The following is an 11,659-nucleotide window of genomic DNA, read 5'->3' on the forward strand; positions in this document are numbered from 1 at the left end:
AGAAGCCGCCGGCCGCTTTCTGTATCGGGGCGGCGTGCGAAGAGGACTACGTGGGTTGCCCGGCTGAGCTGCTCGACCTCTGAGCGACCCGCTCCGTGCACTACCGAAATTAGGCAGAACAGGTGAAGCAGCCGACCGGGGCAAGTGAACGGACGGTGAACCGTGGCGGACGACCCGGTGCGATCCCGGCAGGGCGCACACAGCGGCCATCATCCGTTACGCGGCCGTTATCACGGCGTGACCGCGGGCTCCCGGAGCCAGAGGCGCCGGAAATCGAGCCGGGCCGCCTCGACCTCGTGGCGCTGATCGGCGTGCAGGACGCCGAGCGCGTACGCCGTCGCCGGGGCGATCCGCGGCGTGCGGGCCGCCGTCGCCGAGGCGGCGGCCGCCTCGGCCGCGTCGCGGTGGCGGTCCAGGGCCTCGCCCGCGGCCGCCGGCCCGGCCACGTCCCCGCCCAGCGCCTCCCGCGCGTACCGGTGGACCCGCATCAGGCGGCGTACCTCGTGCCAGAGCCCGTCGTGGTCCGCGTTGTACGGGTGGGCGCAGTCGACCGGCGGCAGCGCCTCGACCGCCGCCGACAGACGGTTTTCGGCCACCGCCGCCAGCGGGACCAGCACCTCCTGCACCCGCCCCCGGGCCGAGACCCCGTCCAGCGGGACCTCCGAGGCCAGCACCGCCACCGCGTCCGCCACCGCGTGGAAGCGGGACGAGCCGAGCGCCTGCAGCGTCGCCGAATGGGCGCGGGTACGGGCCAGGGTCAGCTGGCGCTCCAACAGGGCGCCCGCCCGCGCCGAGCCCACCGTCAGCGCGCCCGCCGAGCCGCGCGGCGCCGGCAGCAGCTCCGGAGAGCCCGACAGCCGGTGCAGCGCGTCCATCAGCCGGGCCAGCCGGGCGGCGTACGCGTGCTCGCCGGCCAGCGTCGAGGACAGCCACACCAGCTCGGTGCGCAGCCCGTCGGCCCAGGAGGGCTCGGTCACCGCCCGGAAGGTGGCCAGGGATCCGCTGATGCGGCGCGCAGCCCCCCGCAGGCTGCGCGCCGCATCGCCTCCTGCGACGGCGTCGGCCCCGCTCGCCGCGCTTTCGTCGTGCAGGCGCAGCCCGCGGAGGAAAGCGGTGGCCTGGGCGCGCAGGTACGCGCCGAGCACGGCACCTGCGTCCGCCGTCGCCGTAATCGGGTCATGGTTTTGCTGAGCCACGCCGGCGCCTCCGGGCGTCTATGAGCGTCTCCTGTACGTGCCGCAGCGGCTGGCCTTCCGCGTCCGTGCTGTGCCGGGTCCACTCGCCGTCCGGGCCCAGGTGCCAGGAGGAGGTGGCATCGGACATGCCCGTTTCCAGCATCAGGTCCAGTGCCGCGCGGTGGGCCGGGTCGGCGACCCTGACCAGTGCCTCGATACGGCGGTCGAGGTTGCGGTGCATCATGTCGGCGCTGCCGATCCACACCTCGGGCTCGCCGCCGTTGCCGAAGGCGAAGACCCGGGAGTGCTCCAGGAAGCGGCCGAGGATCGAGCGGACCCGGATGTTCTCCGAGAGCCCGGGGACTCCGGGGCGCACCGCGCAGATGCCGCGCACCCAGATGTCGACGGGCACGCCCGCCTGGGCGGCCCGGTAGAGCGAGTCGATGAGGGCCTCGTCGACGATCGAGTTCATCTTGAGGCGCACGTACGCGGGGCGGCCGGCCTTGTGGTGGGCGGCCTCCTTGTCGATCCGAGCGATCAGTCCGTCACGCAGCGAGCGGGGCGCCACCATCAGCCGGCGGTAGGTCTCGCGGCGCGAGTAGCCGGACAGCCGGTTGAAGAGGTCGGAGAGGTCCGCGCCGACCTGGGGGTCGGCGGTGAGCAGGCCGAGGTCCTCGTAGAGCCGGGCGGTCTTGGGGTGGTAGTTGCCGGTGCCGACGTGCGAGTAGCGGCGCAGCTGGTCGCCCTCCTGGCGGACGACGAGCGACAGCTTGCAGTGGGTCTTGAGGCCGACGAGCCCGTAGACGACGTGGCAGCCGGACTCCTCCAGCTTGCGCGCCCACTTGATGTTGGCCTGCTCGTCGAAGCGGGCCTTGATCTCGACGAGGACGAGGACCTGCTTGCCGGACTCGGCGGCGTCGATCAGGGCGTCCACGATCGGGGAGTCGCCCGAGGTCCGGTAGAGCGTCTGCTTGATGGCGAGGACGTCCGGGTCGGCGGCGGCCTGCTCCAGGAAGGCCTGCACCGAGGTGGAGAAGGAGTCGTACGGGTGGTGGAGCAGGACGTCCCGCTCACGCAGGGCGGCGAAGATGTCGGGGGCCGACGCGGACTCGACCTCCGCGAGGTCCCGGTGGGTGCCGGCGATGAACCTGCGGTACTTCAGCTCGGGCCGGTCCAGCGAGGCGATGCCGAAGAGGGCGGTCAGGTCGAGGGGCCCGGGCAGCGGGTACACCTCGGAGGCGTTGACGTTCAGCTCCTGCACCAGGAGGTCCAGTACGCCGGGGTCGATGGACTCCTCGACCTCCAGCCGCACGGGCGGGCCGAAGCGGCGCCGCATGAGCTCCTTCTCCAGGGCCTGGAGGAGGTTCTCGGCGTCGTCCTCCTCCACTTCCAGGTCCTCGTTGCGGGTCACGCGGAACATGTGGTGCGCGAGCACCTCCATGCCCGGGAACAGCTCCTCCAGGTGCGCGGCGATGACGTCCTCCAGCGGGACGTAGCGCTGAGGCGAGGCCTCCAGGAAGCGGGAGAGGAGCGGCGGGACCTTGACCCGGGCGAAGTGGCGGTGGCCGCTGACCGGGTTGCGCACGACCACGGCCAGGTTGAGGGAGAGGCCGGAGATGTACGGGAACGGGTGCGCGGGGTCCACGGCCAGCGGGGTCAGCACCGGGAAGATCTGGTTGCGGAACAGCGTGAAGAGGCGGGCCTGCTCCTTCTCGGTGAGGTCCGGCCAGCGGATCAGGTGGACGCCCTCTTCGCCGAGCGCAGGGGAGATGTCCTGCTGGAAGCAGGCGGCGTGGCGGGCCATGAGCTCGCGCGAGCGCGTCCAGATCAGGTCCAGCACCTCGCGGGGCTGCAGGCCTGAGGCCGAACGGGTGGCGACACCCGTCGCGATGCGCCGCTTGAGGCCGGCCACGCGCACCATGAAGAACTCGTCGAGGTTGCTCGCGAAGATCGCCAGGAAGTTGGCGCGCTCCAGCAGCGGGGTCGTCGGGTCCTCGGCGAGCTCCAGCACGCGCTCGTTGAAGGCGAGCCAGCTGCGCTCCCGGTCGAGGAAGCGTCCCGGGGGGAGTTCCCCGCCGTCCTTGTCGTCGTAGGCGTCCAGGTCGGCGTCGATGTCGGGCTCGAGGTCGACGTGCGGGCGGTGCGCGGAGATGGAACCTATCCGGGCGTGGGCGCCGGTGACGGCGTTGCCCGGGCCGGGCGCCTTGGCGGCGGGGTCGGCCGCGCCGGTGCCGGTGCCGGTGCCCTTGCCTGTGCGGCTGCCTGCGCCGGTGGCCGCGCCGGCGGCGAGCGTGTGAGACGGGTGCTGGGCGGGGACCTCGGTGGGGCCTGCGCTGGGCTGGTGGCTCATGACTCCATTCTTCCGCGCACGCGGCAGGACAGGCGCGTCGGAAGTGTCGGCTGTCAGTCGGAGGCGGGGCTGCATTCCGGGAGAGTCGCAAGCGTGTCTGAATGCCCGGTTAATGGCGTGTGGCTTCCCGGCTCCGGCTGGTGCACGAGTCGTGGGGGCGGCGGCGGATGGCGGCTGCCGGCGGGCGGGCGGGTGCGGTTTCAGTGTGGGGTGCCGGGTGCGGCGCCGTTGCCTGGGGCGCCGCCCCCGGACCCCCGCGCCTCAAACGCCGGCGGGGCTGAAAGACCGCCTCAATCGCCGGCGGGGCTGAGGGGTCGCCTCAATCGCCGGCGGGGCTGAGGGGTCGCCTCAATCGCCGGCGGGGCTGAAGGGCCGCCTCAATCGCCGGCGGGGCTGAAGGGCCGCCTCAAACGCCGGCGGGGCTGAGGGGTCGCTCCGGCGGGCTGGATGGTGGCCGGGGCGGGTCCCCGGGGCTGGGCGGCGGGGCCCGGCCCGTCAGCTTTCCGTGCGGTACATCAGGTCGACCTCGTGGGTGGTGAAGCCGAGGCCCTGGTAGACGGAGAGGGCCGCCGGGTTGTCGGCGTCCACGTAGAGCATCGCCGTCGGCAGACCCTGGGCCGACAGGTGCCGCAGGCCGATCGCGGTGAGGGCCTTGCCGAGGCCGCCGCCCTGGGCGCCCGGGCGGACGCCGACCACGTAGACCTCGCCCAGCTGCTCCGCCGCGTGGACCTTCGTCCAGTGGAAGCCGACGATCTCCCCCTCGCGCTCCGCGAGGAAGAAGCCCTTGGCGTCGAACCACGGCTGTGCGATCCGGTCGTTGAGGTCGCGCTGGGTCAGGGACCCCTGCTCGGGGTGGTGGGCGAAGGCGGCGGCGTTCGCCGCGAGCCAGGCCTCGTCGTCGGTGCCGGGCACGAAGGTCCGTACGGTCACGCCGGGCGGGAGCACCGGTTCCGGCAGCGGGTCGCCGTCGGCCAGCGGCCGGCGCAGCTGGCGCAGCTCGCGGAACAGGGTCAGGCCGAGTACCTGCGCGAGGTGCCGGGCGGCCGACTTGCCGCCGTGGGCCCATACCCGCAGCCGCTTGCCGGAGGCGGCCAGCAGGGCCATGCCCATCGCCCGCCCGTGCCCGCGCCCCCGCAGGGCCGGGTGTACGACGAGCTCGGCGGCCGGGGCCTCCACCGGGTCGGTGTCCTCCAGTTGCCCGTATCCGGCGAGCCGGCCGCCCTCGGTCAGCAGGAAGTGCCGGATCCCCTCGCGCGGCCCGCCGCGCAGCTGGAGCCGTCCCTGCTCGGACACGGCGGTGGTGCCGTCGGTCCGCGCCGCGTCCTCGATCAGGTCGAGTACGTCGCCGGCCTGTTCCTCCGTCAGCTCGTCGAGGGTCTGAATCTGCCGTCCGGGCTCCAGGGCCGCTGCTGCGTCAGTCATGACACGAGCCTACGACCGCCACGGGCGCCGGACGGATCGCGGGCGCGGGGTCGGTCCGTCTTCTGCACGTAACCAACGCGATACCCGTTACCCCCTGGTAGAGCTACGCGCGTTGACCATAGGCTTCGGCGGACCTCCCACGCAGTATCGCTGTCCACAAAGGGGACTAAATGTCAGCGACGCCACAACGGCACCGCCGAAACCGCCGGTTGACCTTCACCGCCCTCGCCGTCACGGCCGGGGCCGGCGCGATGGTCGCTGCCGCACTGCCGGCCGGAGCCGCGAGTGGTGGCGGTGCGGCCAAGAGCCGGACCGTCGATGTGCAGATGCTGTCGTTCAACGACTTCCACGGCACCCTGGAGCCCCCGCAGGGCTCCTCCGGCACCGTGACCGAACGTCAGGCCGACGGCACCACCAAGGCCATACCCGCAGGCGGGGTCGAGTACCTCGCGACCAGCCTGCGCGAGGCCCGCAAGGGCCACGAGTACTCCGTCACCGCCGCCGCCGGCGACATGATCGGCGGCAGCCCGATGCTGTCCGGGCTCTTCCACGACGAGCCGAGCATCGAGGCGCTGAACAAGCTCGGCCTGGACGTCAGCAGCGTCGGCAACCACGAGTTCGACGAGGGCAAGGCCGAGCTGCGCCGCATGGCGTACGGCGGCTGCCACCCGGTCGAGGGCTGCTTCGAGTACGGCAAGGAGTTCAAGGGCTCCGAGTTCCAGTACCTCGCCGCGAACGTCACGGACGAGAAGACCAAGCGCCCGCTGATGTCGCCCACCTATGTGTGGAAGAAGGGCGACGTGAAGATCGGCTTCATCGGCGTCACCCTGGAGGGCACTCCGGACATCGTGACCGCCGAGGGCGTCAAGGGCCTCAAGTTCAACGACGAGATCGAGACGATCAACAAGTACGCCGCCGAGCTGAACAAGCAGGGCGTGAAGTCGATCGTCGCGCTGATCCACGAGGGCGGTCTGCCCGCCAGCGGCGCGTACAACTACGACTGCAACGTCCCGGGCGCCGGCGCCGGCATCTCGGGCGCGATCGTGGACATCGCCAAGAACGTGGACGCCAAGGTCGACGCGCTGGTCACCGGCCACACGCACCAGGCCTACGCCTGCAACATCCCCGACCCGGCGGGCAACCCGCGCACGGTGACCTCGGCCGCCTCCATCGGCCGCCTGTACACGGACACCACCCTCACGTACGACCGGCAGACCAAGGACATCGTCCGCACGCCGATCGCCTCGCCGAAGCCGGTCAACAAGGTCGTCCACCGCGACCAGCCCAAGGCCGCGGACATGACCGAGCTGATCCAGCGCTGGAACGAGCTGGCGGCCCCGGTCGCCAACCGCCCGCAGGGCTTCATCGCGGCGGACATCCCGGGCCGCGGCTCGGCGGAGCCCGAGAAGCCGCTCGGCGACCTGATCGCCGACGCGCAGCTCGAGGCGCTGTCCCCGGCGGACAAGGGCGGTGCGCAGCTGGCCATCATGAACCCGGGCGGCATCCGCTCGGACCTCGCCTACAAGGCCTCGGGCGCCGAGGGCGACGGCGTGGTGACGTACGGCGAGTCCTTCACGGTCCAGCCGTTCACCAACATGATGAACATCGTGGACCTGACCGGCACGCAGCTGATCACCGCGCTCCAGCAGCAGGTCAGCGGTCCGGTCAACGGGGCGAGCCCGAAGATCCTGCAGGTGTCGAAGGGCTTCACGTACACCCTGGACATGACGAAGGCGGGCGCGGACCGCATCGTCGTGGACTCCGTGAAGCTGAACGGCGAGGCGATCGACCCGGCCAAGACCTACCGGGTCGCGATGAACGAGTTCCTCGCGGGCGGCGGTGACGGCTTCACCGTCCTGAAGGAGCACAAGAACAAGCTGGTGGGCGCGTCCGACCTGGACTGCTTCAACGCCTACCTGACGAAGAACTCCTCGGCGGCGAACCCGATCGTGCCGCCGGCGGCGGACCGCATCACCGTCGTCAAGTAGGACGCGCAGGACCCTTGAGGGGGCGGTGGGCCGGTCGGCCCGCCGCCCCCTCGGCCTTTTCCCGGACGGGGGAGGGTCAGAGCGCCGCCAGGAACGTGCCGACGGCCTTGTGGAATCCCTCCGGGTCCGTGAACGGCACGAAGTGGTCGCCGTCGAGGGCCGCGTACGCCGTTCCCGGACGCCGGGCCGTCATCGCGTCGGCCGCGGCCTGCGTGAGGGCCCGGCTTCGGGTGCCGTGGATCAGCAGGGCCGGGCAGGTGCTCGCGAGCCAGGTGTCCCAGTGGTCGCCCTCGCACGCCCGGATGGAGTCGAGCATGTCCCGGGGGTGGTAGGGCAGCCGCCAGCCGCTGCCGTCGGCCAGGGGGCGCAGCCCGTCGGCGACGAACGGTGCGGCGGCCGGCCCGGCGGCGGCGAGGAGTCCCTCGCGGGTGGGGGCGGTGTAGGGGAGGCCGTCGAGGAAGTCGAACCAGTGCGGCCCGGCGGGGATGCGGATCTCGACGGTGGCGTCCACGCCGATGAGCGCGGAGATCCGGCCGGGGTGGGCCGCGGCCAGGTGGTAGGCGTTGAGCCCGCCGAGGGAGTACCCGAGGACCGGTACGGGGGCGTCCTGGCCGAGGTGGTCGAGGAGGGCGAGGGCGTCGGCGACGTAGCCGGCCCGGCCGTAGTCGGCGGCCCGGTCGGAGTCGCCGTGGCCGCGCTGGTCGGGGGCGATGACCCGCCATGCGTCGCCGAGTGCGGCGGCCAGGCCGGTGAAGGCCGCGGCCTCGGACATGCCGCCGTGCAGGGCCAGCAGCGGGCGGCCGGGGCCGCCGGAGTCCAGGTAGGACAGCGTGCGGTCGTCGATCTTCAGCTTGTGACGCATGGCGTGGCTCTCCCCTGTTCGGCGATGTCTCCCCCAGAAGGCTGCCAGGATTTGGGCAAGCGCGCAATACGACTGTGTAGGGCGCTTGCCCAAATGCGGCGCGGATACGATCCCGGCATGGGAAATCGCGAGGACCTGCTGGCCGGAGCGCGCCGCTGCCTGGAGGAGAAGGGGTACCTGCGCACGACCGTGCGCGACATCGCCTCGGCGGCGCAGGTGAGCATGGCCGCGATCGGCTACCACTTCGGATCGCGGGAGGTGCTGCTCAATCAGGCGCTGTTCGCCGCCCTGGACGAGTGGGCCGCGGGGTCCGGCCGGCTCGCCGGCCAGGGTGACACCGCCGAGGAGCGGTACGCCGACACGTGGGACCGCAAGATCCGGGATTTCGCCGACATGCGCTGGCTCTGGACCGCCAACGTCGAGGCGTTCGTGCACGCGCAGTCCTCGCCCGAGCTGCTCGCGATCCTGGCCGAGGGTCAGCGCCGGTCCCGCCGCATGGTCGCCGCGCAGTTGCGCGGGGTGCCGGAGGATGCGGTCACCGAGGAGGACGTACGGGCCCTCGGGTCGTTGCACATCGCTCTGCTGAGCGGGGTGATGGTGCAGTGCCTGACCGATCCGGAGAGCGCGCCGAACGGCCGGGAGATCGCCCAAGGGCTGCGCTCCATGGCGGAGTTGCTCGAAAGCTGAGCCCTGCCGCTGGGTGGTATACGTGAGGTGTCCACGCCATAATCCCGTCCCATCACCGGGTCGGCGAAGGGGTGGGCATGGGCATGGGCATCGACCGGCGGGCGTTTCTGGCCGGAGCACTGGCGGCGGGCACGGCCCTGGGGCTGGGCACCGCGGGGACGGCGTCGGGCACCGCCCTCGGCACCCGGGACTGGATGGCCGGTCTCGGCGACTCCACCGCCCTGCAGCGGATGACCATCCCCGGCACGCACGACTCCGGCGCCCGCCACGGCGGCCTCTACGTCGCCTGCCAGAACACCTCCATCGGCGAACAGCTCGACGCCGGCATCCGGTTCCTGGACGTCCGCTGCCGCGTCACCGGCGGATCGTTCGCGATCCACCACGGGTCCGTCTACCAGAACCTGATGTTCGGGGACGTCCTCGTCGCCTGCTGGAACTTCCTCGCCGCCCACCCGTCCGAGACCGTCCTGATGCGGGTCAAACAGGAGTACTCCGGGGAGAGCGACGCCACCTTCCGCGCCGTCTTCGACGACTACCTCGACCACCGCGGCTGGCGCCCGCTGTTCCGGATCGCCGACACCCTGCCCTCGCTCGGGCAGGCCCGCGGCAAGGTGGTCCTGCTCGCCGACAACGGCGGCCTGCCGGGCCTGCGCTACGGCGACGGCAACGTCTTCGACATCCAGGACGACTGGAACGCCGAGCCCTTCGCCAAGCGAGGCAAGATCGAGAACCACTTCCGCAAGGCCGTCCAGCAGCCCGGCAGGCTCTTCGTGAACTACGTCAGCACCTCCGCCTACATGCCGCCGCGCTGGAACTCCGACCGCCTGAACCCGCAGGTGCACTCGTTCGTCGACGGAGGCGAGATGGCCGGACGGACCGGGCTCGGCATCGTCCCGATGGACTTCCCGAACACCCGCTCCGGCCTGGTCGCCTCACTGATCCGGCACAACTGACGGATCGGACGGCGGCGGGGTGGGCGCCCCCGGGATGCGCAGCACCGCCTCCGTGCCCGGACCGCCGTCCGCCGCCGCCCGCAGCTCGGCGCTGCCGCCCGCCCGCGCCGCCGTACGGGCCACGATCGACAGGCCCAGCCCGCTGCCCGGCAGCGCCCGGGCCGACGGGGACCGCCAGAACCGCTCGAAGACGTGCGGCAGGTCCTCGGCCGGGATGCCCGGCCCGTGGTCCCGTACGGTCAGTTCGCCCGCCCGCAGCGTCACCTCGACTGCGCCGCCCGGCGGGCTGAACTTCACCGCGTTGTCCAGGACGTTGACCACCGCCCGCTCCAGCGCGGCCGCCTCGCCCCGTACGTACCAGGGCCGCAGGTCCGAGTCGAAGCGGAGCTCCGGACCGCGCAGCCGGGCCCGGGACAGCGCCGCCCCGGCGATCTCGTGCAGGGCGACCACCCCGAGCGGGCCGGGGGAGGCCGCGTCCGGCCGGGACAGCTCCTGCAGATCGCCGATCAGCGAGGCCAGTTCCGTCATCTGCGCCTTGACCGAGGCCAGCAGCTCCCGACGGTCGCCGGGCGGGATCGCCCGGCCGGTCTCCTCGCTGCGCGCGAGGAGCTCGATGTTGGTGCGCAGCGAGGTCAGCGGGGTGCGCAGCTCGTGCCCGGCGTCCGCGATCAGCTGGGCCTGCCGCTCCTGGGAGGAGGCGAGGGCCGCCGTCATCGAGTTGAAGGACCGCGACAGACGGGCGATCTCGTCGTCGCCCTCGTCGGGGATCCGTACGGTCAGGTCCTCGGTCCGGGCGATGTGCTCGACGGCGTCGGTCAGCTCGTCGACGGGCTGCAGCCCCGTACGGGCCACCCACAGGCCGGCCGCGCCCGCTCCGACGACCCCGATCCCGCAGACCAGGAGCAGCACCCAGGCCAGGGTGGACAGGGGCTTGTCGACGTCGGCGAGCGGCTTGGCGACGGACAGCGCGGCGGGCTGGGTGCCCACGTGGGCGGGCTGGGTGTAGACGCGGACGGGCACGCCCTCGGTGGTGGTCGTGTCGTAGAGCACGGGGCCGCGCCGGCGCTGGGCGACCTCCAGGTCGATGGCGGTGACCTTCAGGGTGTTGTTGCCGTCGACCCAGCAGTGGCCGCCGTCCGGCAGCACGATCTGCACCTGGGCGCTGAGGTTGTTGGCCGACTGGTCCGGCAGGGCCGGATCCGCGACACAGCGCAGCTTGGCGTAGACCTGGTTGGCCTGGGCGGCAGCGTCGGTGGCGCGCAGCGAACTGTCCAACTGTTCGCGGAGTTGGGTGCGCACCATCACCCACGACACCGCGGCCACGGCCGCGACGGCGAGGGCCACCGCCACCGTGACCAGCAGGGCCAGCCGGGAGCGCAGCGGCAGCGCGCGGAACCGGGCGACCGGGCTCACTCGGGCCCGCTCTCGCCGGCGCGCAGGACGTAGCCCACCCCGCGCACGGTGTGGACGAGGCGGGGCTCGCCTCCGGCCTCGGTCTTGCGGCGCAGGTACATCACGTACACGTCCAGGGAGTTGGAGCTGGGCTCGAAGTCGAAGCCCCAGACGGTCTTGAGGATCTGCTCGCGGGTCAGAACCTGGCGCGGGTGCGCGAGGAACATCTCCAGCAGCGTGAACTCGGTACGGGTCAGCTCCACCGGGCGCCCGGCCCGGGTGACCTCGCGGGTCGCGAGGTCCATGCGCAGGTCGCCGAAGGTCAGGGCGTCCTCGTGGCTCTCGCCGCCGGCCCGCGGGGCGGCGTACGAACTGCGGCGCAGCAGGGCGCGGACGCGTGCGAAGAGCTCGTCCAGCTCGAACGGCTTGACGAGGTAGTCGTCGGCGCCCGCGTCCAGGCCGGTGACGCGGTCGCCGACGGTGTCGCGGGCGGTGAGCATCAGGATCGGCGTGACGCTGCCGGCGCCGCGCAGTCGGCGGGCCGCCGTGAGCCCGTCCATCCGGGGCATCTGGATGTCCAGGACGATCAGGTCGGGGGAGTACGAGCCCGCCCGGTCGAGGGCGTCGAGCCCGTCGACGGCGGTCTGCACGGCATACCCCTCGAAGGCGAGGCTGCGGCGCAGGGCCTCCCGGACGGCCGGTTCGTCGTCGACGACGAGGATCCGCGCTTCGCCTTCGGCGGCATTCATGGATGGGTCTCCCAGGAGTGGTGTTCGGCCGTGGCATGCGGCACGTGGCGGCGCCTCCAGCCTCGCACGGCCCCAGGGGTG

General features: G+C 72.4%; 9 protein-coding genes. 3 read left to right on the forward strand and 6 right to left on the reverse strand.

All coding sequences use genetic code 11. The annotated features are described in order from the left end of the window. Positions 1-230 precede the first annotated feature (230 nt). The 3 genes from ACWGIF_RS08585 to mshD form a co-directional block, all read right to left on the reverse strand. Positions 231-1,196: a CHAD domain-containing protein gene (locus ACWGIF_RS08585; RefSeq protein ID WP_453493032.1), complete on the reverse strand. Its 966-nt coding sequence runs from the start codon at positions 1,194-1,196 to the stop codon at positions 231-233. Further along, entirely contained in the window at positions 1,177-3,525 is a 2,349-nt protein-coding gene (locus ACWGIF_RS08590; RefSeq protein WP_453493035.1) for an RNA degradosome polyphosphate kinase, read from the reverse strand. Before ACWGIF_RS08590 ends, ACWGIF_RS08585 begins: the two co-directional genes overlap by 20 nt. Before the next feature lie 495 nt (positions 3,526-4,020). After that, the gene (mshD, locus tag ACWGIF_RS08595; RefSeq protein WP_453493038.1) at positions 4,021-4,947 is read right to left on the reverse strand and encodes a mycothiol synthase; all 927 of its coding nucleotides are present in this window, start codon (positions 4,945-4,947) and stop codon (positions 4,021-4,023) included. 170 nt (positions 4,948-5,117) lie between these two features. On the opposite strand from mshD, the gene ACWGIF_RS08600 reads away from it, so the two are divergent. Then, positions 5,118-6,935 (forward strand): bifunctional metallophosphatase/5'-nucleotidase, encoded by a 1,818-nt coding sequence (locus tag ACWGIF_RS08600; RefSeq protein WP_453493041.1) that lies wholly within the window; start codon positions 5,118-5,120, stop codon positions 6,933-6,935. A gap of 76 nt (positions 6,936-7,011) precedes the next feature. Here ACWGIF_RS08600 and ACWGIF_RS08605 read toward each other — a convergent pair whose 3' ends face one another. Beyond that, positions 7,012-7,797 carry an alpha/beta fold hydrolase gene (locus ACWGIF_RS08605; RefSeq protein ID WP_453493044.1) on the reverse strand — a complete coding sequence of 262 codons (786 nt, stop codon included), beginning with the start codon at positions 7,795-7,797 and terminating at the stop codon, positions 7,012-7,014. Positions 7,798-7,914: 117 nt separating this feature from the next. Between ACWGIF_RS08605 and ACWGIF_RS08610 the strand changes: the two genes are divergently transcribed. Both ACWGIF_RS08610 and ACWGIF_RS08615 read left to right on the forward strand, forming a co-directional pair. Further along, entirely contained in the window at positions 7,915-8,484 is a 570-nt protein-coding gene (locus ACWGIF_RS08610) for a TetR/AcrR family transcriptional regulator (protein ID WP_453493047.1), read from the forward strand. Between the two features lie 77 nt (positions 8,485-8,561). After that, a complete protein-coding gene (locus ACWGIF_RS08615) occupies positions 8,562-9,437 on the forward strand; it encodes a phosphatidylinositol-specific phospholipase C (protein WP_453493050.1) in 876 nt (291 codons plus the stop codon). On the opposite strand, the gene ACWGIF_RS08620 is transcribed toward ACWGIF_RS08615, so the two are convergent. Continuing rightward, a complete protein-coding gene (locus ACWGIF_RS08620) occupies positions 9,417-10,850 on the reverse strand; it encodes a HAMP domain-containing sensor histidine kinase (RefSeq protein ID WP_453493053.1) in 1,434 nt (477 codons plus the stop codon). The two genes, ACWGIF_RS08615 and ACWGIF_RS08620, sit on opposite strands and share 21 nt — an antisense overlap. Further along, the gene (locus tag ACWGIF_RS08625) at positions 10,847-11,578 is read right to left on the reverse strand and encodes a response regulator transcription factor (protein ID WP_453493056.1); all 732 of its coding nucleotides are present in this window, start codon (positions 11,576-11,578) and stop codon (positions 10,847-10,849) included. The genes ACWGIF_RS08620 and ACWGIF_RS08625 overlap by 4 nt, the downstream gene beginning before the upstream one ends. Positions 11,579-11,659: the final 81 nt, after the last annotated feature.

The sequence above is a fragment of the Streptomyces sp. NPDC054849 genome, assembly GCF_053610945.1.

Excerpts from the sequence above, each read along its gene's own strand:
- ACWGIF_RS08625 (WP_453493056.1), bottom strand. The coding sequence starts at position 11,578 with ATGAATGCCGCCGAAGGCGAAGCGCGGATCCTCGTCGTCGACGACGAA.
- ACWGIF_RS08610 (WP_453493047.1), top strand. The coding sequence starts at position 7,915 with ATGGGAAATCGCGAGGACCTGCTGGCCGGAGCGCGCCGCTGCCTGGAG.
- ACWGIF_RS08600 (WP_453493041.1), top strand. The coding sequence starts at position 5,118 with ATGTCAGCGACGCCACAACGGCACCGCCGAAACCGCCGGTTGACCTTC.
- ACWGIF_RS08590 (WP_453493035.1), bottom strand. The coding sequence starts at position 3,525 with ATGAGCCACCAGCCCAGCGCAGGCCCCACCGAGGTCCCCGCCCAGCAC.
- mshD (WP_453493038.1), bottom strand. The coding sequence starts at position 4,947 with ATGACTGACGCAGCAGCGGCCCTGGAGCCCGGACGGCAGATTCAGACC.
- ACWGIF_RS08615 (WP_453493050.1), top strand. The coding sequence starts at position 8,562 with ATGGGCATGGGCATCGACCGGCGGGCGTTTCTGGCCGGAGCACTGGCG.
- ACWGIF_RS08605 (WP_453493044.1), bottom strand. The coding sequence starts at position 7,797 with ATGCGTCACAAGCTGAAGATCGACGACCGCACGCTGTCCTACCTGGAC.